The organism is Martinezella hainanensis (genome assembly GCF_900094555.1).
Taxonomy (GTDB): Bacteria; Pseudomonadota; Alphaproteobacteria; order Rhizobiales; family Rhizobiaceae; genus Rhizobium; species Rhizobium hainanense.
Window position 1 is genome coordinate 376821 of the sequence record NZ_FMAC01000003.1, and the last position, 26084, is coordinate 402904.

Sequence of the window (26084 nt, forward strand, 5' to 3'; positions counted from 1 at the left end):
CGATGAGCCGGAGATCCGCAGTCGCGGAGAGGAACTGGATGAAGCCGTTTAACATTGACGAGCGCTCGCTTCCGCCGCTGTTCGATGTCGGTGCCGTGTGGACCATCCTGTGGCAACGCTGGCTGACCGTGTTGGCAAGCACCGTTGTCGTGCTTCTCCTGACGCTGGCCTACCTTGCCGTTGCAAAGCCGAGCTATACCGCGACGGCTTCGGTCATGATCGATCCGCGCGATCCGCGCGCGACGAATCTCAACAATGTTCTACCTGGCATCGGCAGCGACAGCGCGGCGATCGCAAGCCAGGTGTTCGTCATTGAATCGCGCGACCTGCTGATGAAGGTCTTTGAGAGCGAGAACATCGAGAACGATCCGGAATTTGCGGGTGGCGGTCTGCTGTCGCGTATTGGCTTGGCCTCACATCCCACGAAGGATTCGATCTTCAAAAGCTTCCAGCGTGCTGTCACGGTAGAACGTGCCGGGCTTACCTATGTCATCGATGTCAGCTTCGCGTCACGATATTCCGACAAGGCGGCACGGATCGCCAACGCCATCGTCGACCGCTACAAGGCCGGTCTATCGGGTGAGCGGGAGACTGCGAACAGCGACGTGAATTCGCTGCTTGCGAGCCGGATCGGCAATCTCCAAAAGAACGTCAGCGATGCGGAACAGGAAGTCGGAGATTTCAAGGTTTCGCATCAGATTCTCGATGCTTCCGCCGGCGGCACGCTGCAGTCACAGATCGACAAGCTGACGGATCAGTTGATCGGCGCGCGAAGCGACGCCGATCAGGCCAAGGATAAATATGCCCAGGCCGTGGCCGCAGGCACATCGCCCGCCGGGCTCGCCAAGCTTTCGGAAGTCCTGTCCTCCGAAGCCACGGTCAAACTCCGGGAGAACTACAATCAACGGGCGGCCGATCTCGCCAACTACGAAGCCATGTACCAGCCGCGTCATCCGATCATCAAAAGACTGCGATCCGAGTTGGACAGGATGCAGGGCCTCATGGCCGTCGAGGCGCAGCGCATTACGCGGGAACTGAAGGCAAAATCCGATCTTGCCACGCAGAATGTCGCGGCGCTGCAGAAAAAGCTCGACGACCTCCGCCAAAGGCTGGAAAGCTCGGATGCGGCGCAGGTGCAGTTGCGGCAGCTGGAGGCGAAGACGAAGGCCGCGCGCACGGTGCTTGACGATTTCCTGAAGCGCGCCGAAGAGACGTCGCAGATGCAGGGCCTGCAGTTGCAGGAGGCGCGGGTGATCAGCGCCGCTGCTCCGCCGGTGCAGCCGACCTGGCCGAAACCGCTACTGTTGTTGCCTGTCAGCGCCGTGCTCGGTCTTATCATCGGTTGCGGTCTTGCTCTGGTGCGCGGGCCGAAACACCAGCCGGAACAGGATCCGACAAGCCCCATAAGACGTAGCCTCCTCGACGTCGAGCCCCACAAGGATCCTTTGCCGGAAATCGCAAAGCCGGAACCAGCGCCCGTCAATCTTGGAGAGTATCGGCTTCCGGGCGTTGCTGGTGCCGGCGCCTATCTCAGCATACGCGCGATGCGAAGACGCTTTTTCCAGGCCGGAAACGAAGCCTTTTCGCGCGATGTGCTGCAGCTCATGCGACACATCATTTCGCATCTGACGGAGCATCCGAAACCCTATGTGCTGCTGGTCTCTTCGCTTCATACGCCGCTGGCGGCGAGACTCGCAGGGGCCATGGTCGGCCTCGGTCTCCAACAGGCCGAACAGAATGTGCTGGTGGTCGAGTTCGGCGATCAGCCCGGCATGGCAGCACCAGCGCGCAGCGGTAACGGCGTTTTCATCAGCGGCGCGAGCGGTCTGCGCACCGTCGTGTACAACAGGTCCACGACGCAGGGCGCGGAGTCGCCGGTGCGCCTTAGCCTGGACGACATATTAGCCGATGCCGGCGCCTTCGATTTCGTCCTTCTGATGGGGTCTTCCATCATTGACGGCAACTGGGACCCGGCGCTTTTTGCCGAAGCGGATCTCATGCTTTTCGCGCTCAGCCCCGGGGAAGAGACGGGCGAAATCGCCAATATGCTTCGTCAACGCCTCGATGCCGATCAAATCAGGCGCAGCGCCACGCTGACAATTGCGCCGGAGCATATCGATGTGCGCGTTAGCCAGGTGGTACGACCGATCCGATCGGCTGACAACGGAGGGCAGGGCGACCGGATCTCTGCAAGGGGATGATCGTGGGACGTGGCTTGCGATCGACAATGATATCACGCCGAAGTGCTCTCAAGCTGGCAGGAGGCTCCATTCTGGCTGCTCTTCCCGCTGCTGGCGGGACGAGCGCGACGGCCAAGCCCAGAGTACCCTCGCGCGGCATCAATCTGCCCGGATGGTTCGATAAAAGCGATGGGGTGGCACCAAGCGAGGCGGTGCTCGAAAAGCTTCGTCAATCGGGTTTTGAAACAATCCGCTTGCCGGTTAATGGCGATCTCTTGTCGGCAGGTGACACGCCCACACTTCGTCGCATCGAGGCTGGCGTGACTGACCTCAATCGGCTGGGTTTTTCCGTCCTTGTGGACATGCATCCCTCCGCAAGTCTGCACTCGGCTCTCCGTCAGGATTTCGAGGCTGGTTCGCAAAGGGCGGCCGAGGCATGGATGGCGTTGAGCAGCGTCGTTGCCAACCTTCCGAGTGATAAGGTCTATCCCGAGCTTTTGAACGAGCCGCCCATGGGGAGCGATGCCTGGCTTCAATTGCGGGATAGGCTTGCAGAAGTCGTGCGGTCCAAATGCCCCAGCCACACGCTGATCTGGGGGCCTTCGCCCTCGCAAGGCATCTGGGAAATTGGCGAGACGCCGCCTCTCGCTGACGGCAATCAGATTGCCGCCATTCATTTCTATGCGCCCACGGCCTTCACCCACCAATGCGAGACCTGGGATGCGTCTCCGCTTGCCCGGATTTCGAATTTGCCCTTTCCAGCGACCATCGAAACGCCTCTCGTGCAGGAGGGCATCGACAAGCTGCGCGCCGACGGAGATGAACAGGCCGCAAGCCTCATCGAGGAACAATTGACGACGCCCTGGACCGAAGCGGCGATCGCCTCCGAATTCGTGCGATTGAGGCGCTGGTCGGAGACGCATGACTGTCCGGTGATGATGAATGAGTTCGGCGTATTGAATTTCTGTGTCGATGCCGAAAGCAGAAGATTCTGGGTTCGAGCCGTGAGGCAGGCGGCGGAGGCCAATCAGGTCGGCTGGGCCTATTGGGAGCTCGATCAGGGTTTCGGCATCATCAAAAGCCGGGCCAGCATCGAGGGCTTCGACGGCGCCATGATTGCCGCGCTTCTGGATGGCCATGGCGGAGGTTGAGATGCGAGGAGATACGGCATTGCGGAACGACAACTGATGCGAACGGATGGAGACTGGTGATGAGCGTCACGGAAAGTCGCGTCGGCCTCGGGTCGGGAGGCCGGGGATCGCTGCGCTCGGATGCCATGTTCCATCTCTGCATCGCCATTCTGGCGGTTATCGCTTCTGTTTCGGCATTCGCCGTCTGGACGCCATTCGGGGTTGCCGCGACGTTTGCCGTGACGCTCATCCTGTCGATCGCTCAGCCCGGCTGCATCCCGATCGTCATCGCCTGTTCCTTTCTCTATCAGAACCTCGTGGTTGCCTGGTTCACCCCCTTCGTGCCCGATCATAATACATTCGATGCATTGCGTGGCGCCAATTTCGTCATCCTGATGACTGCCTTCGTCGCCTTCGTCATGGCCTCCTTTCAATATCGTGTGCGGGCTCTGGCCGAATTGCGGCCCTGGCTGATATTCAGTTTCGTACTCTGCGGCATGGTTGCTTTCTATCTTGCGCTTGGGGCTGTCCACGGCGGACCGAAGGATGCAGTCATCTATTTCCGCAATACGATCACGCCGCTTGCATGTTTCCACATCGCAATTCTCGCAGCCAGTCTATATCCCATTGATCTGCGCAAGAGCATTTTCTGGCTCTGCGCCGTTGCCATCATCTACGGCTATCTGGAGCAGATCTTCCGAATGGATTTCCTGAGCCTGTTCCACGGCGATCTCTATATTCACCGTGGCCTGAAGGCGCAGATCGAGGCCGGTGTTTGGGAAAAGAAACTGAGGGAAACCGGCTTCGTGCTTCGCGGTATCGAAGACACGATGATGACGACCTTCTTCAACATCAAGCTGTTCAGCGACCTGTTTCCGCCAATCTTCCGCAATGGCGGCCCGAACTTTCACCCGATCAGCTATGCCTACGGCTTGAGCATCATGTCTGCCTGGCTCCTCTTCAGAGGACGTTGGCTGCTGCCGATTGCCGCGTTGCCGCTGTTGCTCGTCATTGGCTCCAAGGGTGCGACCTTCATGCTGCTTGTGGCGATCGGCGCTCGGTTGATCTATCGCCCTTCGCGTGCGGACCTGACACTGCTTGCAGTTGTCACGCTGGCTGTCGTCTGGACGGTTGCCGCTATCCTTTTCGGCGCGACGCACGGCGATTACCATGTTCTGGGCTTGATCGCGGGTGTTCGCGAGTTCCTGCACAATCCGCTCGGGCAGGGCCTGGGGATCGGTGGCAACCTTTCGAGCACAAGTCTCAACCTGGATTGGGACCGGGCGCAGGATGAGGGCGTTGCCTCAGTCCCCGTCGAAAGCGCGGTCGGCGTCATGCTCTACCAGATGGGTGTGGGCGGCTTCGTCTTCTTCGGCTTTCTTGCCGCATTGGCGCTATCGGCTCGCAAGCAGCTGATTGCAACCGGTGCCCCGGATTTTCTCTTCGCTTTCGTCGCGGTCGTCACGATCGCGTCCAATGCCGTATTGCAGGAAGAGGCGTTCTTTTCGCCTCTTGCGCTCGGCTTTTGCCTCTTGCTGGTCGGTGTTTCCTTTGGAACGCGATGGCGCTCGCTCGGCATCTCGAGGGGTCTGCTCAGCCAGTCGGGCGAACATAGGCTGTCGCGGCAACTATGACTCGGCCGATATTCAATCGTGCCGGCATGGCGCCGTTCGCCCGAGGGAACGAATAGCACGATTGGAACGTGCCTAGGCCTTGCGGAAACTGCAAAAGCCCGACATCGGCTCTTTGTGAGGATCAGAAACCGAAGATGACGAGCTCGGTGAATGTCAGGTCTCCGAGCGAGGGCGGCTTCGGGCCTTTGAAATACTTGGTCCCGCTTCCGGCAAAGTAGCGGCCGACGAGACCGGGCACCGGCCCGTTCGCGTCGACGACGCAGAGAAATATGCCTTTTCGCAGGAGATGGCGACCAAGCGCGCCTGCGCACCGGCTAAGCTCCGCGGGCGTGCGGCAGTAAATCACCTGGGCACTCGGAACTGTGCCATGGAAGATGCGGCGTGTCTTGAAAACGAAGGGAAAGGCCTCGTCACCGTCGACGCAAATCAACGACAGGCATTCGAGTGCCGCATGCTGGAGAAGAATCTCTCTATCGCCCTCCGAAAGCATCGACATTTCCGGAAGATCAGAGCGGGCTTCGAGCACGCGATAAGGCCGCCTCGCAGCACTCAGCATCGGCAGAAACGCTAGCTGCCCGTCCGCATAGCGGCGAAAGCCGAGCGCTTCATTGACCTTTATCGTCCCCGGGGCCGGAGAGACGTTGATGTAGGTAACGTTTTTTCGTCTGAGCGCCGCGATAACCATCTTGCCGGCAAACGCGCGGTACTCCGGATCCACAGACCAGCTTGATAGATTGCAACGTAGCTCTTCTCCTTCCAGTCCTTCATGCCGAAAATAGAGCGCCAGCAGGACGCCGACGATGCGCCCGGACATATCCAGAACGAAGCCGTATTTCGGTAGGTCGGGCACGAAAGGCCGTTTTTCCATCCGTGTGACGGCGCGCTTCCAATAGCCTCGATCGCGCGTCGGAAAATTTCTGCGGAGGCAATCGATGATACCGTCCCAATCATTCTCCTCGATCGGCCGGCAAGTAAGTCCAGGAGGAAATGCGCCTAAAACTGCCATGTTCAACCCCATAATATTAGCGATACAGAACTGTGTTCCTCACATCTTCGGAATGTACAATATTTCTACTGATGCATATTCCCGAAGCAGAATTTCCTGCTTGCCAGTCCGGCTATGCCATCGGTTTCGAGTTCAGCACGGCCGATCGCAGTGCAGACCTGGCGCGTATCGTCTTGAGTTGATGAAGCTTTGCGGCAAGAGCAGGACTGATGCTTTCGATACCGTACAGCACGCGCCGCCGCACGAAATGGAACTGGCGGCGCAGACGCCACCCGACATCGGTTTTGGTCGCCAGATTGAAGTGATGATCGGTCATTCGCGCCGAGTTGATGTCCATATCAAGCTTTTCCGGGTCGTCATAATAGGTGGCGATCCTGGTATGATCGATGGAGGTTTCCGTCATCCATTGTGGAATATACGCGCAACACAGACGCTCTACATCAGTCAGAAGCCGGCTGACACCTAGGCCGCTTGCCGGACAGGAGGTCAGATAGGCATCTCCGATCAGCACGACGCCATCCTGCCGGCAATTGCCGGCCGCTGTTATATCGGTAAGCCAGCTATCGATCCGGCTGCCGATTTCAAAATCACCGAAGGTGTCGACAAGTGACGGGAAAGCATTCGTGAGCGCCTGCTTCGGATCATCATGTAGCGACTTGACCCAGGGGTCTCGCGGATCTCGGAACAGGAAGAGGTTGGCTCGTGTCGCACCAGGGACCGGAAAGAGATTGAGATGGTCGATTCCATCGCCGTCGCCATGATAGGTCAGGGCGGTGTGGCGAAATCTGTTGGAGCGCAGCGGACGAATGTTGAACCCGAATGCGAGCGGGCGCCTATCGCTAATCTGTCGGTGCAGAATGCCGAGATCCCGGCGCAAGGTATCGCCCATACCTGTTGCGATCACCAGCAATCGCGCGGTGATTTCGTCCCGGCCAAGGATCGATACCTGCTGTTGAGCAGCTCCGATCCGCAAACCGCGGACCTGACCGACCACGAAGTTCACCGTTTCGGGCAGTGCGCTCCGCATCGCCGTGACGAGCCTGTTGTAGAAAAATCCGTAGTGCTGGCCATATGTCCGGTCCACCACGTGCCCTTTGTGCATATTGACGATTTCGTCAAAAGGTACGGCGGCAGTCGACAGAGGCGCAAGTAATTGAAGTCGCCGAAGTTTTTCGATTGCTTCGCCACCGATTTTTTCAACGCGGAATTCCTGGGGAAAGACGCGATGACGATCGATGAGCGTCACGCGATAGCCCGCTCGACCGAGCAGGCAGGCCGCTAGCGTGCCGGAAAGCCCGCCGCCGACAATGGCGATGTCGGTGTCCGTTTCGCTGGTCTGCAGTTCGGGATATCGCCTATTCATCATTTCGAATACCTCAAGATCGCGTAGATGGCGTAGGGATTGGTCGTCAGGTAGCGCCAGAACAGACGGCGGGGTTCCATCACCATCCGCCAGAACCACTCAAAACCGGCTCTTTGAACCCAGATGGGCGCCCTTTTCGTTCTCTCCGCCAGATGGTCGAAGAGCCCGCCCGATGTCTTGATGATGCCGACATTGGCAAGTCGCGCGGCAAAGTCATGCACGAAGATCTGTTCGCGCGGAACGCCGAGGCCGATCCACAATATGTCGGGGGCGAGCGCGTTGATCTCGTCGAGCTTCCGTTCCAAGGCTTCTCCCGCAAGGTAGCCGTGGCAATGACCCACGATGCGAAGGTCGGGATAGCGTGTTTGCACGGCGGCGACGGCTTGATGATTTGCCGTCTCGGTCGCTCCTAGAAGATAGAAGCTTATGCCGTCCTTTTCGGCCAGTTCGGCAACATCGTGGAAGAGGTCGGTTGTCGCTACGCGCTCGGGAAGTTGCACCCTGCAGAGCAAGCGCGAGGCCATGACGAGCGGCTGGCCGTCGGCCAGGATCTGATCCGCTTTCTGGAAGAGTTTGGCGATATTGGCATCCGCGTGAACGCGTGCAACGACCTCGCCATTGGCCGAGGTAAAGTAATAGGGCCGGCTGTCGCGGCGGCGTCTCCGCGCTACATCGATCATGAAGGAGGCGGCGTTGCGTCGATTGACGACAGTGATGGGTAACCCGCCGATCAATACGCTTGGAAGCGTAAGTGGATAGTCTTGAGCAGGAATGGCGGCTCCATGTTCGGGCGCATCTGCGGACTGCATCTGGCTCTCCTGATTTGAAATCGGCTCTTCGGAAACAAGATGTGCACCGGTGGCGTCCGGCCGCTTGGAGTCGGATTTCTGAGCACCATTTTTGATTGAGTAAGCTCTTCCTGAATATCTTTGAGAGTCTGTACCAATATCTTGCACAACCATTACCTCCACTTGCGTAATGGTTAGCTAATATGACTCGGAAAGTTAAGGCGTTTATTAGTATTCAGTTAATATGTAAATTTCTAAATAAATAATATGCGCATAAACTTAACTTAACGCAGGATTGAATCTCCCGAAAAGAGATGAATATTCTTAAATTATTTCAGTGCCTTGGGCGCTTCATGAATAATTCTATTCGCGTGGAGACATGGGAAGCATCGTGGTGTCGGGCTGATATGTGGAGGCTCCTGTCAGCAATGCGTCTCCCCAAAGCGATCCTTTTGTGCGTTCCAGATTCAAACAGCATACGACCTTGGCGTTAGTTCACTTTTGGATGGCAGCGATCGGCAAAAGGCGGGACTGCTTGGTAAATGCAATCATTGAGATTGTATGTGTGGTGCGCATCCTCCAAATGAGCGATAGCGGCTTGATCACAGTCGCATAACAAATTATATAACTAGTTATGTAATTTGAAAAATGGAGATCGCTTTGACTGAAGATATTGTAAGGGCGATGGGTTTCCTCTGTCTCGGCAGCCGATTTCGCCGGATCGGCGAGCGTCTGCAGGCCGATACGCAGCAGATCATGGAGGAGCTGGACGTCTCTTTGCAGTCTGCCCAGTATCCGTTTCTCGCAGCCATTGATCGCGCTGGTCCGCTGACGATCGGCGAACTTGCCCAGGCTGTCGGCATCACCCAGCCGGGTGCAACGCGCACCGTCTCACAGCTTCTGGAATTGGGTTATGTCGACATGCAGGCCTCGACCGAAGACCAGCGTCGTCGTCTGATCTCGTTGACGTCAAAGGGACAGGAACTCATCGATTATTCGAAAAAATCCGTCTGGCCGCGCATAGAGCAGGCGGTTCGTGAGCTCTGCGGCGACCTATCCGGGCCGATATTGCAACAACTGGCCGCAATCGAGGACGGGCTAGCCGAAGCTCCGCTCAGGCGACGCGGCGACTTTGGCAAGGAGCAGCAGCGATGAGCCACATTCTCGACCGACCGATCTGGCGTGCCCTTGAAACCGCCCACGCCTCGCTGGCGGAGGGCAACGCGCTGGCGCGCCGCTACCCGCCTTCCATCGTGCCCTTTGCGGCGTCTGCGGATAATTCGGTCGAAAGTCTCGACGCCTTGGCAAAGCTGCCTTCGGGAGAAGAGGTCATGGCGATCGTCGAAGCCGAGCCGATCATCGTTCCCAAAGGGTTGATAACCCTTTCGAATGCCAGGCTTGTGCAGATGATGGCTCAGCGCTCTTCCGAGCGTATCTCGGATCCCCGGATCGAGCCGCTGACGGAGGCCGATGCCGCCGATATGTTGGCGCTTGCCACACTCACCAAACCTGGCCCGTTCACGCTGCGCGCGCAGAGCCTCGGCTCCTTCTGGGGTGTGAAAATCGATGGGCGCCTCGTTGCCATGGCAGGCCAGCGCATGCGCCAGACGGGATTTGCCGAGCTTAGCGGCCTTTGCACCCATCCAGATTTTCAGGGGCGCGGCCTTGGCACCCTGCTCTTCCGCTTCGTGGCTGGTGAGATCGCGGCACGGGGCGAAACCGCTTATCTGCATGCCTATATGACGAACGCGCCAGCCATCGCGCTCTATGAAGCAATGGGCTTTCGCATCCGCTCGGAGATGAACTTCTGTGTCGTCAAACGGCAGCCGGTTTGATTTTCCCTTCGGCGCCGTAAAGACGGATCACTGCTGCTGCAGGGCGAGCCTCAGGCCCAATGCCATATAGATCGTGCCGATGACCTTTCCCTGCCATCGGCCGATGGTGCGGTTGCGGCGCAGCCAGCCGCCGATCGAGCCGGCACCGACCGCCAGAAGCGAGGTCACCCCGATGCTGAGGGTCACGAAGATGGCTCCCAGCAGCGCGAATTGCGCGATGACGGAGCCGCTTTCCGGGTGGATGAACTGCGGCAGGAAGGCCAGGAAGAAAAGTGCGGTCTTCGGGTTGAGTATCTCGGTGAAAAAACCCTGTCGGAACGCGCGCATGGGGGTGATGGCCTGCGCAGTCGGCAGATCGATGCTGCCGCTTTTCTCGACAAAGGCCTTGAAGCCCAGATAGATCAGATAGATGACGCCGGCATATTTGACGATCTCGAAGGCCAGCGCGGATGTGGCGAGCAATGCCGACAATCCGAAGGTCGCCATCATCGTGTGGAAAAGATCACCGGCGGCGATACCAACGCCAGTTGCCAGCCCTACGCGCTTGCCGCCGCTGACTGCTCTGGCGAGCGTGAGCAAGGTGGCAGGACCTGGAATGACCATGAGGCCAAGCACCACCAATATATAAGTCGTCAAAACACCGAGGCTGACCATCGATCTCTCTGAAGTTGGGTGCTGCGGCAAAGTCCCCCGCAACATGGAAACTTCGTATCCGCCGTCGTTAGCTGGCTTGAAGACTAATCGATTTGGAGATCGTTGCAACAACCATGTTGGGTTCGCGCCGACAGCTCGCCGAAGTGCAATGAACTGTCGCCCGAGATCAATGGTCCACATTCGCGCATGTCCGTCTGTGCAAGCTCTAGTTCGTCATCCCGAAACGGGCGGCGAAGAGCGATTTCAGGCGTGTGAGATTCTCCGGGGAGATTTGTGCATCGGTCAGCGATACCCAGCAATCGATATAATGCTGGGGCGCATAGATGTGCCCGTAGCCGATCGGCGATGTCGTTGCGATCATCATATCGAAGAGCAGCTGGAGCATGGTGACGACCGGTATCCAGGTGAGTTCCGGCGAGACGTCAGGCCCGCGAGGCGCTTTCATCCATGCCGGCTCGCGAAAAGCTGAGGTGGCATCGAAGAATACCACCGGGTCGCTCGCATATTGCAGATAGATGACTCTGAGCGGCCCCCAGGGAGCGGCGAACTGATCCGGCGCGTGCTCCTGGTTTGCAAAGCGGATCACGGAACCGTCACGAAATCTCGGCAGCCATTCCGGTGTGCCGGGGCTTCGCGCCGCAGTTGCCGCTTTCCATCTGGTACTGCGGAAGGGTGGGCCGCTCCAGAGTGCGCCGTTCACCGGATCGCCAATAATATTGTAGATATCCAAGGATAGCTGCGAGTTCATCGCGCCAAGGCTCAAGCCATGAAGATAGAGCTTGGGTCGCTTGTCACGAGGCAGTTTCGACCAATAGCCGTAGACGGCATCGAATAGATCAATGGCCGTCTCCTCGCCTTGTTGTGGTTCGAACAGCAACGACATCCAGCTGCTCAGATAGGAATATTGCACGGCGACGCTGGCAACATCGCCATGCTGCAGATATTCGAGCGTGTCCATGGCCGCCGGGTCTACCCAACCTGTTCCGGTCGGCACGATCACGACCAGCATGGAACGATCGAAAGCGCCTTGCCGGATCATCTCCTTTAAGGCTAGCGCTGCACGCTCCTTGCTGGTTTCGGCATTGTTCAAGCCGACATAGATGCGAAGCGGTTGCTTTGCCGGGCCGTTCCAGAAGCCTGAAATATTGCCGGCGCCCGGCCCCGACGTAACGAAATACCGGCCCTGGCGTCCTAGTCCTTGCCAGGCAACCAGCGAGGCGGAGCTGCCGGTCTTCATGTCAGCCTGCGGCATGGGCTGGTCGTCTTCGATCAACGCGTCCGCCTGCTTGAATGAGGCATCGGCGGCATCGAGTGCAAGCCGCAGCAATATGCCCTGGCCGATCGACCAGAACAGTGCAACGGCAAGCAAGGCTCCGACAACCTTTGAAAGCCGGCTCGGCACGACGCGCGAAAGCCATTGTGAAAACAGCAGGCTGGCGATGCGGAAGAGACGCCCGACAACAAGCGCAATGAGAAAGGTCGCTGCTGCCACGACCGCAAGCCAGTAAGGGTCGGCGGTGGCAATCGGCGGCATCTTCCACAAAATGCGGATTGAATTCTGCCAGAAAGTCGCATGCCAGAGCGCCGCCATGCAGAGAAGCAGGCAGGCAATGCCGATCGACCAGCGGACCAACCTCAGCGACCGCCTGGGAACGGGTAGCTGCAAATAGATCCAGAGCCAGGTCAGTGCCGTGCCTATCATGTAGCCGACCCCCGCGCTGATCCCGGAGAGGGCGCCCTGGACGAGATAGGACCGCGGCATCAGGCTGGGTGTCAGAGATGCGGCGAAGAAGATCAGGCCTAGAACCATGCCGAGGAGAGAGAGGGAGCGGAACATCTCCTGGTCCAAACGGCGCATGGCGATCCTTCATCATAGCTTTGGCACGGGCCAGGATTGCCCGCAGGACGTGTTGCAGCTTCGTGCGATGCTACGCAATGGCGTTCGGAATGCCAAGGCGATCTCCCGGAACATATTCGTAGGATTGTGCTGATCGACCATCTACATTTCGCCCAGCCTGCCATCTGGTCTATAGTATCGGGCTGATTTGCCGGTAGGAATGGAGTTTGAAATTGAGCACTGCGTTCATGAAGGAAGAAAGCGCTGAAACGGCCGCGGAAACCGTGCTGCCCGACCGGCCCATTTCTCCGCATCCGAACCGTGTGACGGCGGCGGGCCTGAAAGCTCTGGAATTGCAGCTTCATGAGGCGCGTAAAGCCTATGAAGCAGCGACCACAATCGAGGACATCAACGAACGCCGGCGGCAGACAGCCATCCCGTTGCGCGATGCGCGCTATTTCGCCGAGAGGCTTCGCACCGCTGAAGTCGTGCCGGTTCCCGACACGTCTGATGTCGTCGCGTTTGGAAGCACGGTCACCTATAGCCGTGAGGATGGCCGCATACAGAAATATCGCATCGTCGGGGAGGATGAAGCCGATCCCAAGGCGGGTTCGATTTCCTATGTCTCGCCCGTTGCAAGACTGCTGATGGGGAAGGTGGTTGGCGATATCGTAACCCTTGGCAAGGAAGAACTGGAGATCACCGCGATCGAATAGGTTTCCTGGCGTTTCGATTGGCCCCGAAAGCGGATTAATGCGCGGTCTCGAATGGCGTTGCGATGGCAACCCTCGAGGGCGCGATCTGGAAATCGGCCGGTAGCATCCGATGATAGGCAAGCATCAGCTGGCAGGCACTGCGGGCGTCATGGCGTAGGTCGTGGTGGATGACGAAGGTAATTTCGCCGGCGGCGAGCAGCCTGATATTGTCCTGATCGAGATCGTGGGCGGCAAAGACCGTGCATTCTCGTCGCGCATCGGCAAAGGCCTTCAATATGGCTCGGTTGCCACCGCCCGCCGAATAGACAGCGCGGATTTCCGGCTCGCGTTCCAGCGCATCGCGGACAAGAAGTTCCGTCGCGCGGTCGACACCGAAGCCCTCCGAAATCCGGACGACCGCAAGATGTGGGAAGCGATCCGCCAGCACATCGCGAAATCCACGCTCACGCTCGTCCTCGCCGGCAAAAAGGCTGCTCGATAGGGTCACCAGCACCTTGCCAGCCCGCTCTCCGGCCATGCGGCCAAGCAGATAGGCTGATGTCGCGCCCGCCACGCGGTTATCCATGCCGACATAGCCGATGCGGGAATTTTCCGGCAAGTCAGTCACCAGCGTGACTACTGGAATCCTTGCCGCCATAAGCTGACCGGCAAGATCGGCAATCGCGGGTGTCGACGGAGCCTTGAGAACAACACCATGGCTGCCGCGGCGGCGTATGGCGCGCAGGATCGATAGAAGCTCCTGTTCGCTCATCGTCTCGGCCACATGAAACCGCGCGGAAAAGGACGCGGGCCGCATGCCGGGCAATTCGGCTTCGAAGGCTTCGCGGACGGCGGCGGAGAAGCGCTGCGGCGTATCCATGACGACATCGATGACGAGGCGCCGGCCGGCCAAACCCGCTTGCACATATTGCCGCTCCAGTTCGGCAATTGCCGCGACGACCCGTGCGCGGGTAACGGCGCGAACGCCTTCGCGCTCATGCATCACCCGATCGACGGTCGCGAGGCTAAGCCCGGCCTGCAGCGCAATGTCTTTCAAGGGGAAACGAGATTTCAATGTGCTCGTCCTGAGGTGTTTTTGAGGGGTTTTCTACCTTTTTCATAAGTCTGCCCGAGACTAGGATCAATCCCATAAGTCCAACGTCACTTTGGGAGGAGATCACCATGGACGCTCAGACGCTCGCCAGCAGGCGTAGCCAGAAGGTTTGGCTTTCGGCCGATTGCGGCAATTTCGATACCTTCAAGACTTTGGTCAAAAAAACTGCCAATCCGGCGGATTGGCCTTTGGCGGTGGGGATCGAGAAAAATATCCTCATCTATGATGGCGACAAGGTTCGAAGCGCTGCCGAGAATGAAGACGACCGCCGCACGCTGATGGCCGAGTGGGTCGAGGCCTTCACTTCAGGTCCCGGCATCATCGTCATCAAGAACGCCATGCCGGACACGACGGTCGTCGATCGCGCAACCAGCGTGTTCGAAGCGATCGTCCGCGAAGAAAAGGAGAAGGGCAAGGGTGCCGGCGATCACTTTGCCAAGCCCGGCGCCAATGACCGCATCTGGAATGCGCTCGAGAAACACTGCCTGGCGGACCCGGAAAATTTTGCCCGCTATTATGCCTCGACCACCGTCACGCTAGTGTCGGAAGCCTGGCTCGGCGTCGGCTATCAGATGACGGCGCAGATGAACCGGGTCAATCCGGGCGGTACCGCGCAGAAGCCGCATCGTGATTATCACCTCGGCTTCATGTCGCCGCAGCAGATGCAGGCCTATCCCGGCCATATCCATGCGGTTTCGCCTCTTCTGACTCTGCAGGGCGCCGTCGCGCATTGCGATATGCCCCTTGAAAGCGGGCCGACGCTGTTCCTGCCCTATTCGCAGACCTTCTTTGAAGGCTATATCGCCTTCGGCCGGCCGGAGTTCCAAGCTTATTTTGCCGAACACCATGTGCAATTGCCGCTGAAGAAGGGCGATGCCGTCTTCTTCAATCCGGCCGTCATGCACGGTGCCGGCAACAATGTCTCGAAAGACATCTATCGCATGGCCAATCTCCTGCAGGTGTCCTCGGCCTTCGGGCGGGCGATGGAGAGCGTCAACCGCACCCGCATGTCGGTGACAGTCTACCCTGCACTTCTCGCTGCGCTTGATGCCGGCACGCTGAGCCGCGCGGACGTTGCCAATGTGATCGCATCGACGGCCGAGGGCTATGCCTTCCCGACCAATCTCGACAGCGATCCGCCGGTCGGGGGGCTTGCGCCGAAAACGCAGGCGCAGATCATGGCAGAGGCAATCGACGCCAAGACGGATGCCGGGCAGTTTGCCGAGGTTATCGCCGCCCATGCCGCACGCAGGGAGGCTTGAGATCCGATGAGCCGACTGGATGGAAAATTCGCCGTCGTGACTGGCGGCACACAAGGGCTGGGCGCGGAAGTCGCCCGGCTCTTTGCCGAGCGTGGCGCCGCCGGCCTGACGATCTGCGGCCGCAGCATTGCCAAGGGCGAAGCCAAGGCGCGGGAGATTGGCGATCGATATGGAATCCCGGTTGCCTTCGTCAGCGCCGATCTCGGCGAGGTCGAGGACTGCCGCAAGGTCATCGCGACAGCGGCCGAAAAGTTCGGCCGCATCGATGCGCTTGTCAACGTCGCTGCGATCACCGATCGCGGCACCATTCTCGATACCGATCCGGCTCTGTTCGACCGGATGTTCGCCGTCAATGTGCGCGGGCCGTTCTTCCTGATGCAGGACGCGATCAAGAACATGATCGCCAACGGCATCGAGGGCACCATCGTCAACATTTCCTCGATGTCGTCGATGGCCGGTCAGCCCTTCATCAGTGCATACTGTTCTTCCAAGGGCGCTCTCGACACGCTGACCCGGAATACGGCTTTCTCATTGCTTAGGAACCGGATCAGGGTCAACGCCCTCAATATCGGCTGGATGTCGAGCGACGGCGAGGATCGCATCCAGCGCGAATATCATGGAGCCGCGGAAGATTGGTTGGCAAAGGCGGCGGCAGAGCAGCCTTTCGGCCGGCTGGTCGATCCGGCCGAGGTCGCCCGCGCGGTCGCCTTCCTGTCGTCCGAAGAGTCCGGCCTGATGACCGGTGCCACGATCAATTTCGATCAGTCGATCTGGGGCGCCTATGAGGGCACGCCGCATCCGCAGAAAGCGATGTGAGCCATGGAGCTTGGCGGGAGGGAAGTTCCCTCCCGCTGGCTGAGCAACTTTGTTTACGAGCTCCGTGCGCGAGCAGGCCGTCCCTCAGTGGCTCAGAAACTCTTGATCGTGCCGTCGGACCAGACCATTTTGCCGCCACGGATCGTACCGCGCACGCGCGGCACGCGGCCGCGTTCTGCGATCACGAGATCGGCGCGCAGTCCCTCGGCGATGCGGCCGCGGTCGGTGAGGCCAAGTGCCTTTGCCGGGTTGGCGCTTGCCAATGCGGTTGAGGGGGGAAGCCCGCCCTTGCCGATTTCCGCAAGTGCGATCACAGCGGGCAGAATGGCCGATGGGTGATAGTCGCTGGCAAGAATATCGAGAACGCCGGCTTCATAGGCTTCCCGGGCGGAAAGATTGCCGGAATAGGAAAGGCCGCGCAGCGCATTTGGTGCGCCCATCGCCGTTGCCAACCCCAAACGCCTCGCTTCGGTCGCCGTCGCGATATTGATCGGAAACTCGCTGATTGCGGCGCCGAGGCTGTGCAGCAGCGCTGCCTTCTCGGCCGTGTCATCATCATGAGACGCGAGCACGACGCCGTGCTCGCGCGCCAATTGCGATAAGCCGTTGATGATGCCCATACTGTCGCCGTGCTCGCTGCGTGCAGCCATGCGCTGCTTGACCATCTCCGCTGCCTGGGTCTCGCTGATCTTCTTGGCTTTCGCAGTGTTGGCGATATGGAGTTCGATATCGCGATACTGTCCCTGGCCTGGTGTGTGATCCATCAGTGAAATGAGGTGAAGCGCGCCGGCATTGATCAGCGTCTTCGCTTCGTTGACGGCCGGCAGGAAGGTCACCTCGAAGCGGCCGTGGACGCGGTGGTCGATCAAAAGCTCGTCCCGCATCGATGCGAGCTTTTCGATCATCGCATGGGTATGCTCGATAGAGCGCACATGGCCATAGGTGGCGGGCGTGAAGGCAACCGCCGCATAGGCAGTCGTCACACCATTGGCGGCAAGCATCTTGTCGAGATCGTAGACGCCAAGTTCGAGCGGCATGCGGACATTGACCCGCGGCTCGACGCATTTCTCGATCATATCGCCGTGCATGTCGACGAAACCGGGCAGGAGAAACCGACCGTGGCCGTCTATCTCCGCACCTTCGACCGGTTGCTCGCTGATATCGGCGATCAATCCATCTTCAATTTTGACGGCACCGCGTTCGATCACACGGTCCTGCAGCACAATTTCAAAATTACTCAGCCACATCGTCTTGCTCGTCCTCGATCTTGATGGCTTCGAGATGAAGTTCCCGGTCGATCAGCGCCCGGACGTCTTCTGGATGGTGGAAAACACCGATCATTGCAACACCTGACGTTTTGAGCTGCGCCAGTCTTTCGACGAGTGCCTTGCGTGCAGCATGATCGAGCGATGCCGTCGGCTCGTCGAGCAGCAGCAGGCGCTGCGGCAGGATGAGCGCGCGGGCCAGATTGACCTTCTGCTGTTCGCCGCCGGAGAAGGTCGAGGGGTAGGCCGACCAGAGCTGTTTCTTGACGCCGAAGGCATCGAGCCAGCGCCGCGCTTCGGCGAGGGCTTCGGAATGCGACCTGCCGGCAAGCCTCAGCGGTTCGGCAACAATCTCTTCGGCCGGAACACGCGGGCGGGCATTGAGGAACTGCGTGACGAAGCCGATTTCCCGGCGGCGCAGCACGGCGATGTCGACGTCGGCGGCGGTCGCCAGATCGATGATCCCTTCCTGCGTGTGATAATAGACGTGGCCGGCGCGGGGCAGGTAGGAGCGGTAGAGCGTGCGCAGCAGGGTCGACTTACCCGCACCGTTTTCGCCCTTCAGCAGGATGAACTCACCTACATTCAGGTCGAACTCGATATTCTCAAAGGCAAACAGCGTGCGCTTGAGGTGGTGCATCTCGAATTGCTTCGAAAGTCCCTGCACGCGCAAAACCGGAGCCGCGTTCGGCCGCGCGGAAACCTGAATATTCATCTCTCTTGTTTCCCTCAAAGCTTGGCGTGAACGAGCTGCTGCGTGTAGGCATGCTGCGGGTCCTGGAAGATCTGGTCGGCGAGACCCTGTTCCACGACCTTGCCGCGCCGCATGACCATAACCCGGTCTGCCATCGTGCGGATGACGCCGAGATCGTGCGAGACCAGAACCATGGTGATGGAACGCTCGCGCTGCAGCCGCTTCAGTGTGTCGAGCACCAGGGCCTGAACGCTGACGTCGAGGCCCGTCGTCGGTTCATCGAGCAGCAGGACGGCGGGCTCGAGCGCGATCGCCTTGGCAAGCTGCACGCGCTGCTGCATACCGCCGGAAAGCTCGTTCGGGCGGGCGTCCATGCGCTCGATCGGAAATTCCGATGCGTCGAGCGACTGACGTGCCCGTTCGCGCAGCTCGGCGAAATTGCGGTTGCCGGCAATCAGCAGGCGTTCGGCGACGTTGCCGCTGCTGGTGTGGTTCATCAACAGGCCGAGATGCGGATTCTGGTAGACGATGCCGATATGATGCGCCCTCAGCATCCGCCGCTCGAAGCGGTCGAGCGTAAAGAGGTTGCGGCCCTCATGCCCGGGAAGCGCAAGACTGTAGGTGCCGATATCCGGCGTATCCTCAAGGTTCATCATCCGGAGAAGCGTCGATTTGCCGGAGCCGGATTCGCCGACGATGCCGAGGACTTCGCCAGGATAGACTGTTACGTCGACGCCACCAAGAGCAGTGACGTCGCCATAGTTGCGCGCAATGTCGCGCATGGTCAGGATCGGTTCCGCCATCATCAGCCGCGGCGGCTGGCGGGTCAGCTCCGCCGATTGAGTGGGATCAAGCGCGGCCATCAGTCCATCCTTCCATTCTTGTACCAGGTCTCGCCGATCTCGACCGCCTCTGCTTCCGACTTGCGGATGTGCTTCACGCCGAAATGGCTGTCGGACAGTTCGTATTGCGAGGAGCCATCCTCCTGCGGCAGCTCGTTCATGAAGAAACCGGTGACGTTGCTGCGGTAGCAGGTCTTGTCGTGATGATCCTCGACCCGGTAGGGCACATCGTCGAAGACGAGCGGTTCGACGCGCGTGTAGGGCGGCACGGCGAAGATGCGCTTCTCGCGGCCGGCGGACAGGATTGTCAGGTGATCGGCCTGATTGAGCTTCGGCACGTCCCAGCGCGGGATCGGCGAGGGCGTCATCACGTGGCGGCCGTTGACCATGCTCGGATAGCTCGATCCCTGCATGATCCGTCCCGATTTGACGAGCTGCTCGTAGAGCACGAGCCACAGCTGACCGTAATCGGCATCGCCGTGCATTTCGCGTGCGACGGACATATCCGGCTGGACAGGACGCAGCGGCTCGGGGTTCGGAACTTGGAGCACCAGGACTTGGTCCTCGCGCAGCTTTTCCTCCGGAATGCGGTGGCGGGACTGGATGATGGTCGCGGCCATCGTGTCTTCAGTTTCCACCGCGCCGCCGACGCGAGCGACGAATTTGCGGATGCTGCTGGCGTTGACGGAATCATCCGATCCCTGGTCGATGACCTTTACGACGGATGTGGGCTTCAGCAGCGTCAGCGTCACCTGCAGACCACCCGTTCCCCAGCCGCGGGCGATCGGCACTTCGCGGCTGGCATAGGGCACCTGGTAGCCGGGAACGGCGATCGCCTTCAGAATGCGACGGCGCATTTCGCGCTTGGCGGATTCGTCGAGAAAGCCGTAGTTGAAAGCCATCCAGGGCTTGGTCAATTCCTGCAGTTTCATAGCGCGACCTCTTCCTGTTGCGGGGCAAGCTTCTCGGCATCGGCAGGTTTTGCAGCGGCCTCGCTCTTATCCGCCTTGACGCGGCGCAGCGCATCGAGGCTCGACTGGAACGTGACGTAATGCGGAAGCTTGAAGTGGATGCAGAAGCCGGAGCTTTCGACCGGTTCGGTGTGATAGAGAACGAATTCCTCATTGGCGGCCGGATGCGGATTCGGTTGACTGGAGGCGAGATCGAGCGTTGCCGCCGCGATCACCTTCACCTCGTTCCAGCCAAAGGTCGCCGAGAAGCCCAGTTGCAATTCCTTGGCCTTGGAGATGACTTCGGTCTGGCTGACACGGACGCGACCGGCGCTGAAGATCGTGCCGGAGGGATGGCGCAGGCGAACCGGGGCGTAGGCCAGACGCAGTTCGTTGACCGTCGGATGCACGGCGCTATAGCCGCGCATCGTCGCATATCCGAGCGCCAGTGTGCCGCCGGTGTCGGCGCGGGCCAGGCTCTGCAGCTTGTGGGCGCGCGCGGCTGGAAAGAGCAGCGGCTCGCGCGTCAGATCGGGGATTTCCTCTGGTGCGACCGTCTCGACCGGGTGATCCGGAATAAGCCCCTGCGCCTTCTGCCAGCTGGTCAGCGACGGTTGCATCGCCGGTGCGGGCTTGGCGGCCGGGATGACCGGCTCTGGCACATAATCCTCGCCTTGCAGGACATCGACCTGGAGCAAACGATGGGAGTAATCGAGTGTCGGCCCCAGTATCTGGCCGCCCGGAATGTCCTTGAAGGCGGCGGAGATGCGGCGAACGGTGAAAAGATCCGGTTGGTCGACGGGTTCAGCGACGGCAATGCGGGGCTGGGTCGTGCGGTAGGCGCGCAGTAGGAGGATCGCCTCATAGAGATCGCCACCGGCCTGGGCGAGCGCCAGGGCGGCAAGATCCGGCTCGTAAAGCGATGCCTCGCCCATCAGCCGGTCGATGAGATAGGGAAGACCGGTCCGCACGGCCTCGACGCGTTCACGTGTGATCGGGCCGAGATCGGCGCGGAACAGCCGTTCCGCCTGTTCGATAGCGTATTCGCCGCCGCGGGTTGCCACATAGGCCATCAGAGCACCTCGATTTTCGTGGAACGGGGAATGCCGAGCAGGCGCTTGCCGTCGACGAGATAGAGATCCCAGCCGAGCGGATAGCGGATTGCCCTGGCGCGCATGTGCCAGAAGGCAGGATCGATGCAGCCGATGGAGATCGTCACGCTGTCCTTGATGCCGGGGCCGGTGAGGCGCAATTGCTGCCCGGAACCAAACTGTGCGGAAGCAAACAGCGTCGCGGCGTCATCCGGGTAAAGGAGGCTGCCGATGCGCAGTCTCGACAAGGCCTCGACGTTTTCGGCGGCATTGATGGCGGCAAAGACATAGTCCGCATCGGCAAGCGGCATCCGCCTTGCCCCGGTTGTGGCCATCTTCAGGTCCAGGGACGGATCGTTTGCCACATGGAAGCTGCATTCGCGATCGAGCAGGCTTTCGGCAAGCGGCCAGAAGCCTTCGACAGGCAGTTCACGCGGCTCTCCGGGGCGGCTCAGCGCCCACATGAGTTCCTCGAACGTGGCGTTGGTGCGGGTGTCGTCCGGAGTGGGCAAGAGATTGTTGGCCATGGTCAGAATGTCTCCATCTGCACGCGGGTCGCTTCGACTTTCTGCAGAAGCTTTCGATCCTCTTCCTCCTGATGACGCCGTTCGGCATTCAGGAGTTCAAGGATCAGATCGGCCTGATGACCGGCGGCGATAGCCGCATCGATAACAGCCATTCCCATGGCATGTTCGAGATCCCGGCCGACGACCGCGCCATAGCCTTCAACGGCACGGTCCGGTACGCGGATATGGGCTTCGGACACCAGGACTTCGCCGAGATGGAACGCGGTACCGCGAACGGTGTCGACGAGCGGCAGCATGGCAAGGCCGGTGCGGTTGACGACCACGTCGACCTCACCGAGTGTGTCGAGCACTTTCTCGGCGACCGCCTTGATGTTCGCCGGCCGGCCGGCGGCAAGAATTTCCAGCGCTTGGGCATGGGTATGGGATGCGCTGACCGGACTGCCAGTCTTCTCCTCAGTCATCATCTTTTCCTCGGGCATTTGGGGATCGTCAAACAAAGGCGAGGGCTCGCCGGAAACATTCGAATAATTACTATAATCATCCGAATGAATTGTCTACGACGTTTTATCTTCCAAGGTGAGATTTCTGAGGCTGTGCGAGACCTTTTAGTCGCCGCGCCGGCGCAGCCAATCCGCCGTTATCCGGCTGGCGTCCTGCGCGGCTGCCGCGGGAGCCTTTCCTTCCAGCAATGCAAACAGGAAGGAGCCAGCAAAGCGATCGCCAGCGCCAATCGTGTTTGTCGTATCGACACGATCCGCTGGCGCGACCTCAACGGTCTGCGAACCGTCAAACAGCGTGATCGGGCGCGTGCCGTCGGTAAGCACGAGCATCTTCAGGCGCGGACCGGCGATCTGGCCGGCGCGTTGCCAGGCAAGAGCGAGGTCGTCCGGAACATCGTCGCGCGAGGAGATGACGTAATCCGACGGGCGAGGCGTTGCCGGCCGCAGCGGAAATTGCGTGAGGACGAGCGGCTGGGCGTCAATCTGTTCGATGAGGTTCTCTTCGAGGGCGAGCGCATTGATATAGACGCCCGCGCCGGCAAGCTTGCCGGCTGCCGTCAGCGGTTGCGATCGGCCGGCAGGCGCGATGATCGTCCGCTCGCCGTTCGGCTCCAGGAAGATTTCGAGCGGCGCCGTCTCTCCCGGCAACATTGCGATGTGCTCGACATCGAAGCCGTCGACGGCGAGCGATTTGAGCGCCGCTTGTCCCTGTTCGTCCTGCATCAGCCGTGAGACGATGGCGACATCGGCCCCCAGCTCCAGCAGCTGCTGCCCGGTGTAGAAAGCACCGCCGCCGAGCCGGGTTGTTTGGGATGAAAACTGTATCCGCCCACCCGGGATGAGCGGAGCGTCCAATTGCCATATGCGATCGTGATTGACCGATCCGATTACGATAATGCGGGGCATGCTTTGCCTATCTGTCGTCAATGCCTGGTGCGAGCGCGTCCACGATGAAACGCTGTGCCAGCAGGAAGATCAAGAGAACGGGAATGATCGACAACAGGCTTGTCGCCATCAATGGCCCCCAGGCTCGTTCGGCGCCTTCGAGATCGGCAAAGACGGCAATGCCGGTCGTGAGCGTCTTCTTGAATGCGTCGTCCAGCACGAGTTGGCCCCAGAGATAGATGTTCCAGGCGCCCATGAAGGAAATCACAGAAAGGGCCGCAATCGCAGGAATGACGTTCGGAACACCGATCTCGATGAATTGCCGCCACAATCCGCTTCCGTCCATACGCGCTGCCTCGAATATCGAAGCGGGAAGCGACCGGAAAGCCTGACGCATGTAAAAGACGTAGAAGCCGATGTAGGGGATCGAGGGGATAATCATCGCGCCGTAGGTGTCGACGGCCTGGAGCTTTACGACCGCGATATAGGTGGGGATGATCGCAAGCACGTTCGGAAAGGACATGGTGGCGATGACGAACCAGAAGAGCACCTGCTTTCCCTTGAACTCCAGCCGCCCGAAGGCAAAGCCCGCCGGGACCGAAAGAACAAGCTTTCCAACCGTGATGAGAGTTGCGGTCAGCATGGAATTCCACAGCCACATCCAGATCGGATGCCGGCTTGCGGCGATGGTGAAATTCGACAGCGTCGGATGATCTGGCCAAAGGCGCACGGCCTTGGCCATGATCATGTCATTGGGCGTGAAGGCCGCGGACACCATCCAGACCAGTGGAAAAACGGTGACGATGCAGATTGCCATGAGCACGATATGAAGCAGCAATCTGTGCAGTCTGTGGACAATGCCGCTCATCTATAGTGTACTCGCTTCTCGCTGACGCGGAACTGCAGCCATGTGATGGCGAGCACCAGCACAATGATGATGACGGCAACGGCGCTGGCCGGACCGAACTGGAAGAACAGCAGGCCCTGCTGCCACAGGAAATAGAGGAGGCTCGAGCTTCTGCCGGCGGGTCCGCCGTGTGTCAGCACGTCGATGACGCCGACGATGTCGTCAAGTACATGGAAGAAGGTCGTGACGCTGATGAAGAAGGCAGTCGGCGTCATCAGCGGCAGGCTGATGTTGAAGAAATGCCGTGTCGAGCCCGCGCCGTCGAGTTGTGACGCTTCACGCAGCTGATGCGGCAGGTTTGCGAGCGCCGCCAGCCAGAGCAGCATGTTGAGGCCGAAGGTCTTCCAGAAGGTGACGAGGCTGACGCAGAGAAGCGCAAGGTTCGGATCCGTATGCCAGCGCGATGGCGGGAAGCCCAAATGGCCGAGCACCTCGTTGAAGAGGCCGTTGACCGGATTGAACAGCCAGGACCAGGCAACACCCGCGACCGAATAGGCGACGATCGTCGGCAGAAACAGGCTGCCGCGATAAAGTCCCTGCAGCGGATTCTTGCGCACCGCGTGCAGCATGACGGCAAAGATCAGCGGAATGACGATCTCGTCGGGGATCAGGACGGCGCAGTAAAGCAGCGTATTCCATGCCGCCATGCGGAAATCAGGATTGTCGAAGACGGACGCGTAATTATCGACGCCGACGAAGCGGATGTCGGCCGACAGCAAATTCCAGTCGACCACCGATAGCAGCATCGACGCGATCAGCGGGCCGTATAGGAATATCGCAACGGAAAGAACGGCTGGCCCCACGAATAGATAGGGGGCCAGCGATCGAAAACGAAATGGCATGATGCGGAGCCTATGCCGAAATCAGTCCAGTAAGCTCGTCATGAGCGCCCTTGATGCCGTCGGCAACCGTCGTTTCCTTGAGCAGCATGCGCGAAACCCACTTGCGCCACACGGCTTGGCCTTCGAGGCCACGCTTGCCCGGCCAGATCGTTTCCGCGGTCAGGCCATCGGTCAGCTGGGCAGCGGCCGGCTTCATGAACTCGTTGATGAGCGGGATGTCATGCTTCGAGGTGTTGAGGTACCCGGTCTGAGACCAGAGCGCCTGGCCTTCCTTCGATGCACAGAATTCAAGGAAGGCAAGCGAAGCTTCCGCCTGTTCCTTGTTGCGCGTGTAGACGGCGAGGAAATTGCCGCCGCTGTTCATCTTGCGCGGATGTCCCGACAGGCCTGGGAACTTGGTCGTGACGGCCTTTGCCGCGCCGAAGGGGAAGGTGACGGCGGCAGTCGAGCTGGTCGTGCAGATGGCAAGGGCGCCGGCCTGGAACGCGGCGGTCTGCTCCTTGTCGCTGACGGGCAGCCAGAGGCCTTCATGGGCCGGTGCGCAATATTCGGTCATGCCAGCGATTGCTTCGGGGCTGTTGAGCGCCAGCTTGCCATCGGGATCGATGATGAAGCCGCCGGCATTCTGGATGAAGGACTGGCTCGTCCATTCGTTGTTGGAAAGAGAGATCGGCGAGCGGTAGGTCGGATGCTTGCCCTTGAGGGATGCATCGAGCTTGCGCGCGGTCTCGTAAAGCCATTTCGTATCAGGTGTCTCCGGCAGGTTGGGATCGAGGCCGGCAGCCTTCCACATGTCGCTGTTGATATAGGTGATCGGGGTCGACATGGCCCAGGGAAGGCCGATGACCGCGCCATCGATGGTGACCAGCGGCAGAACCGACGAACGGAAATTGGCAAGGATCGCTTCGGCCTTCGCCGCATTGATCTCGCGCAGGTCGCGCGCGCCGAGCGTGCGCTTGGCGAAATAGCCGAACTTCCAGCCAGTGACCATCATAGCCGGCGGGCGGCCCGCGGCAACGCTTGCGACGGCCTTGGCCGTCACCGCCTCATAGTCGCCGTCGAAACGATTGGTGACCGTGACGCCCAGCTGCTTGGCGTTGAACGCATCGACAACCTTCTGGAAGGGCTTGTCGGAGCCCCAGGTACTCGAAATTTCAATAGTCGCATCGGCGGACCGGGCCTTGCCGATCATAGCCATTGATGTGCCGATGACTGCGGTCGTACCCGCGATAAATTGACGACGATTAAGCCCTACCATCTTATCCTC

25 protein-coding genes are annotated in these 26084 nt (G+C 59.8%); 8 read left to right on the forward strand and 17 right to left on the reverse strand.

The features are described 5' to 3' along the window. Positions 1 to 38: 38 nt before the first annotated feature. The 3 genes from GA0061100_RS12335 to GA0061100_RS12345 are packed head-to-tail and all read left to right on the forward strand — an operon-like array spanning position 39 to position 4944. On the forward strand, positions 39 to 2201 hold the full coding sequence (locus GA0061100_RS12335; RefSeq protein WP_075852985.1) for a GumC family protein: 2163 nt from the start codon (positions 39 to 41) through the stop codon (positions 2199 to 2201). A 26-nt stretch (positions 2202 to 2227) separates the two neighbouring features. Further along, on the forward strand, positions 2228 to 3331 hold the full coding sequence (locus GA0061100_RS12340) for a glycoside hydrolase family 5 protein (protein WP_244557816.1): 1104 nt from the start codon (positions 2228 to 2230) through the stop codon (positions 3329 to 3331). 59 nt (positions 3332 to 3390) lie between these two features. Further along, positions 3391 to 4944, forward strand: coding sequence for a hypothetical protein (locus GA0061100_RS12345; protein ID WP_075852986.1), 1554 nt, complete (start codon positions 3391 to 3393; stop codon positions 4942 to 4944). A gap of 121 nt (positions 4945 to 5065) precedes the next feature. Here the strand turns inward: GA0061100_RS12345 and GA0061100_RS12350 are convergent, their stop codons facing one another. The 3 genes from GA0061100_RS12350 to GA0061100_RS12360 form a co-directional block, all read right to left on the reverse strand. Beyond that, positions 5066 to 5794, reverse strand: a complete 729-nt coding sequence (locus tag GA0061100_RS12350) for a hypothetical protein (RefSeq protein WP_244557817.1) — start codon at positions 5792 to 5794, stop codon at positions 5066 to 5068. A gap of 268 nt (positions 5795 to 6062) precedes the next feature. Further along, positions 6063 to 7316, reverse strand: a complete 1254-nt coding sequence (locus GA0061100_RS12355) for an FAD-dependent oxidoreductase (protein ID WP_075852988.1) — start codon at positions 7314 to 7316, stop codon at positions 6063 to 6065. Beyond that, the gene (locus GA0061100_RS12360; RefSeq protein WP_143525423.1) at positions 7313 to 8122 is read right to left on the reverse strand and encodes a WecB/TagA/CpsF family glycosyltransferase; all 810 of its coding nucleotides are present in this window, start codon (positions 8120 to 8122) and stop codon (positions 7313 to 7315) included. Before GA0061100_RS12360 ends, GA0061100_RS12355 begins: the two co-directional genes overlap by 4 nt. 639 nt (positions 8123 to 8761) lie before the next feature. On the opposite strand from GA0061100_RS12360, the gene GA0061100_RS12365 reads away from it, so the two are divergent. Together GA0061100_RS12365 and GA0061100_RS12370 are read left to right on the forward strand one after the other, a co-directional pair. Then, complete coding sequence (locus GA0061100_RS12365) at positions 8762 to 9256, forward strand: MarR family winged helix-turn-helix transcriptional regulator (protein WP_075853263.1); 495 nt, start codon at positions 8762 to 8764, stop codon at positions 9254 to 9256. Beyond that, positions 9253 to 9936, forward strand: coding sequence for a GNAT family N-acetyltransferase (locus GA0061100_RS12370; protein WP_075852989.1), 684 nt, complete (start codon positions 9253 to 9255; stop codon positions 9934 to 9936). Before GA0061100_RS12365 ends, GA0061100_RS12370 begins: the two co-directional genes overlap by 4 nt. Positions 9937 to 9963: 27 nt before the next feature. On the opposite strand, the gene GA0061100_RS12375 is transcribed toward GA0061100_RS12370, so the two are convergent. After that, on the reverse strand, positions 9964 to 10590 hold the full coding sequence (locus GA0061100_RS12375; RefSeq protein WP_075852990.1) for a LysE family translocator: 627 nt from the start codon (positions 10588 to 10590) through the stop codon (positions 9964 to 9966). 205 nt (positions 10591 to 10795) lie between these two features. Beyond that, the gene (locus GA0061100_RS12380) at positions 10796 to 12448 is read right to left on the reverse strand and encodes an alpha/beta hydrolase (RefSeq protein ID WP_075852991.1); all 1653 of its coding nucleotides are present in this window, start codon (positions 12446 to 12448) and stop codon (positions 10796 to 10798) included. A gap of 212 nt (positions 12449 to 12660) precedes the next feature. On the opposite strand from GA0061100_RS12380, the gene greA reads away from it, so the two are divergent. Then, on the forward strand, positions 12661 to 13143 hold the full coding sequence (greA, locus tag GA0061100_RS12385) for a transcription elongation factor GreA (RefSeq protein WP_075853264.1): 483 nt from the start codon (positions 12661 to 12663) through the stop codon (positions 13141 to 13143). Positions 13144 to 13177: 34 nt separating this feature from the next. On the opposite strand, the gene GA0061100_RS12390 is transcribed toward greA, so the two are convergent. After that, a complete protein-coding gene (locus GA0061100_RS12390; RefSeq protein ID WP_075852992.1) occupies positions 13178 to 14197 on the reverse strand; it encodes a LacI family DNA-binding transcriptional regulator in 1020 nt (339 codons plus the stop codon). 107 nt (positions 14198 to 14304) lie between these two features. Between GA0061100_RS12390 and GA0061100_RS12395 the strand changes: the two genes are divergently transcribed. Next, a complete protein-coding gene (locus tag GA0061100_RS12395; protein WP_075852993.1) occupies positions 14305 to 15498 on the forward strand; it encodes a phytanoyl-CoA dioxygenase family protein in 1194 nt (397 codons plus the stop codon). A gap of 6 nt (positions 15499 to 15504) precedes the next feature. Then, positions 15505 to 16314, forward strand: a complete 810-nt coding sequence (locus GA0061100_RS12400) for an SDR family oxidoreductase (protein WP_075852994.1) — start codon at positions 15505 to 15507, stop codon at positions 16312 to 16314. Positions 16315 to 16406: 92 nt separating this feature from the next. Here the strand turns inward: GA0061100_RS12400 and GA0061100_RS12405 are convergent, their stop codons facing one another. The 11 genes from GA0061100_RS12405 to GA0061100_RS12455 all read right to left on the reverse strand — a co-directional run bounded on the left by GA0061100_RS12405 (position 16407) and on the right by GA0061100_RS12455 (position 26075). Continuing rightward, entirely contained in the window at positions 16407 to 17561 is a 1155-nt protein-coding gene (locus tag GA0061100_RS12405; RefSeq protein WP_075852995.1) for an alpha-D-ribose 1-methylphosphonate 5-triphosphate diphosphatase, read from the reverse strand. Beyond that, complete coding sequence (locus GA0061100_RS12410; protein WP_075852996.1) at positions 17548 to 18294, reverse strand: phosphonate C-P lyase system protein PhnL; 747 nt, start codon at positions 18292 to 18294, stop codon at positions 17548 to 17550. The genes GA0061100_RS12405 and GA0061100_RS12410 overlap by 14 nt, the downstream gene beginning before the upstream one ends. A 14-nt stretch (positions 18295 to 18308) precedes the next feature. Next, the gene (locus tag GA0061100_RS12415) at positions 18309 to 19136 is read right to left on the reverse strand and encodes an ATP-binding cassette domain-containing protein (RefSeq protein ID WP_075852997.1); all 828 of its coding nucleotides are present in this window, start codon (positions 19134 to 19136) and stop codon (positions 18309 to 18311) included. Beyond that, positions 19136 to 20047: an alpha-D-ribose 1-methylphosphonate 5-phosphate C-P-lyase PhnJ gene (locus GA0061100_RS12420; protein WP_075852998.1), complete on the reverse strand. Its 912-nt coding sequence runs from the start codon at positions 20045 to 20047 to the stop codon at positions 19136 to 19138. Before GA0061100_RS12420 ends, GA0061100_RS12415 begins: the two co-directional genes overlap by 1 nt. Beyond that, a complete protein-coding gene (locus GA0061100_RS12425) occupies positions 20044 to 21138 on the reverse strand; it encodes a carbon-phosphorus lyase complex subunit PhnI (RefSeq protein ID WP_075852999.1) in 1095 nt (364 codons plus the stop codon). The genes GA0061100_RS12420 and GA0061100_RS12425 overlap by 4 nt, the downstream gene beginning before the upstream one ends. Continuing rightward, the gene (gene phnH, locus GA0061100_RS12430) at positions 21138 to 21683 is read right to left on the reverse strand and encodes a phosphonate C-P lyase system protein PhnH (RefSeq protein WP_075853000.1); all 546 of its coding nucleotides are present in this window, start codon (positions 21681 to 21683) and stop codon (positions 21138 to 21140) included. Before phnH ends, GA0061100_RS12425 begins: the two co-directional genes overlap by 1 nt. A 2-nt stretch (positions 21684 to 21685) precedes the next feature. Then, a complete protein-coding gene (gene phnG, locus GA0061100_RS12435) occupies positions 21686 to 22144 on the reverse strand; it encodes a phosphonate C-P lyase system protein PhnG (RefSeq protein WP_075853001.1) in 459 nt (152 codons plus the stop codon). A 144-nt stretch (positions 22145 to 22288) separates the two neighbouring features. Further along, a complete protein-coding gene (locus GA0061100_RS12440) occupies positions 22289 to 23089 on the reverse strand; it encodes a PfkB family carbohydrate kinase (RefSeq protein ID WP_075853002.1) in 801 nt (266 codons plus the stop codon). A 7-nt stretch (positions 23090 to 23096) separates the two neighbouring features. Next, entirely contained in the window at positions 23097 to 23936 is an 840-nt protein-coding gene (locus GA0061100_RS12445) for a carbohydrate ABC transporter permease (RefSeq protein WP_075853003.1), read from the reverse strand. Further along, a complete protein-coding gene (locus tag GA0061100_RS12450; RefSeq protein ID WP_075853004.1) occupies positions 23933 to 24817 on the reverse strand; it encodes a carbohydrate ABC transporter permease in 885 nt (294 codons plus the stop codon). Before GA0061100_RS12450 ends, GA0061100_RS12445 begins: the two co-directional genes overlap by 4 nt. Before the next feature lie 10 nt (positions 24818 to 24827). Continuing rightward, on the reverse strand, positions 24828 to 26075 hold the full coding sequence (locus GA0061100_RS12455) for an extracellular solute-binding protein (protein ID WP_083961324.1): 1248 nt from the start codon (positions 26073 to 26075) through the stop codon (positions 24828 to 24830). Positions 26076 to 26084: the final 9 nt, after the last annotated feature.

Excerpts from the sequence above, each read along its gene's own strand:
- GA0061100_RS12335 (WP_075852985.1), top strand. The coding sequence starts at position 39 with ATGAAGCCGTTTAACATTGACGAGCGCTCGCTTCCGCCGCTGTTCGAT.
- GA0061100_RS12340 (WP_244557816.1), top strand. The coding sequence starts at position 2,228 with ATGATATCACGCCGAAGTGCTCTCAAGCTGGCAGGAGGCTCCATTCTG.
- GA0061100_RS12345 (WP_075852986.1), top strand. The coding sequence starts at position 3,391 with ATGAGCGTCACGGAAAGTCGCGTCGGCCTCGGGTCGGGAGGCCGGGGA.
- GA0061100_RS12355 (WP_075852988.1), bottom strand. The coding sequence starts at position 7,316 with ATGATGAATAGGCGATATCCCGAACTGCAGACCAGCGAAACGGACACC.
- GA0061100_RS12360 (WP_143525423.1), bottom strand. The coding sequence starts at position 8,122 with ATGCAGTCCGCAGATGCGCCCGAACATGGAGCCGCCATTCCTGCTCAA.
- GA0061100_RS12370 (WP_075852989.1), top strand. The coding sequence starts at position 9,253 with ATGAGCCACATTCTCGACCGACCGATCTGGCGTGCCCTTGAAACCGCC.
- GA0061100_RS12375 (WP_075852990.1), bottom strand. The coding sequence starts at position 10,590 with ATGGTCAGCCTCGGTGTTTTGACGACTTATATATTGGTGGTGCTTGGC.
- GA0061100_RS12380 (WP_075852991.1), bottom strand. The coding sequence starts at position 12,448 with ATGCGCCGTTTGGACCAGGAGATGTTCCGCTCCCTCTCTCTCCTCGGC.
- GA0061100_RS12395 (WP_075852993.1), top strand. The coding sequence starts at position 14,305 with ATGGACGCTCAGACGCTCGCCAGCAGGCGTAGCCAGAAGGTTTGGCTT.
- GA0061100_RS12400 (WP_075852994.1), top strand. The coding sequence starts at position 15,505 with ATGAGCCGACTGGATGGAAAATTCGCCGTCGTGACTGGCGGCACACAA.
- GA0061100_RS12405 (WP_075852995.1), bottom strand. The coding sequence starts at position 17,561 with ATGTGGCTGAGTAATTTTGAAATTGTGCTGCAGGACCGTGTGATCGAA.
- GA0061100_RS12410 (WP_075852996.1), bottom strand. The coding sequence starts at position 18,294 with ATGAATATTCAGGTTTCCGCGCGGCCGAACGCGGCTCCGGTTTTGCGC.
- GA0061100_RS12415 (WP_075852997.1), bottom strand. The coding sequence starts at position 19,136 with ATGGCCGCGCTTGATCCCACTCAATCGGCGGAGCTGACCCGCCAGCCG.
- GA0061100_RS12420 (WP_075852998.1), bottom strand. The coding sequence starts at position 20,047 with ATGAAACTGCAGGAATTGACCAAGCCCTGGATGGCTTTCAACTACGGC.
- GA0061100_RS12425 (WP_075852999.1), bottom strand. The coding sequence starts at position 21,138 with ATGGCCTATGTGGCAACCCGCGGCGGCGAATACGCTATCGAACAGGCG.
- phnH (WP_075853000.1), bottom strand. The coding sequence starts at position 21,683 with ATGGCCAACAATCTCTTGCCCACTCCGGACGACACCCGCACCAACGCC.
- phnG (WP_075853001.1), bottom strand. The coding sequence starts at position 22,144 with ATGACTGAGGAGAAGACTGGCAGTCCGGTCAGCGCATCCCATACCCAT.
- GA0061100_RS12440 (WP_075853002.1), bottom strand. The coding sequence starts at position 23,089 with ATGCCCCGCATTATCGTAATCGGATCGGTCAATCACGATCGCATATGG.
- GA0061100_RS12445 (WP_075853003.1), bottom strand. The coding sequence starts at position 23,936 with ATGAGCGGCATTGTCCACAGACTGCACAGATTGCTGCTTCATATCGTG.
- GA0061100_RS12450 (WP_075853004.1), bottom strand. The coding sequence starts at position 24,817 with ATGCCATTTCGTTTTCGATCGCTGGCCCCCTATCTATTCGTGGGGCCA.
- GA0061100_RS12455 (WP_083961324.1), bottom strand. The coding sequence starts at position 26,075 with ATGGTAGGGCTTAATCGTCGTCAATTTATCGCGGGTACGACCGCAGTC.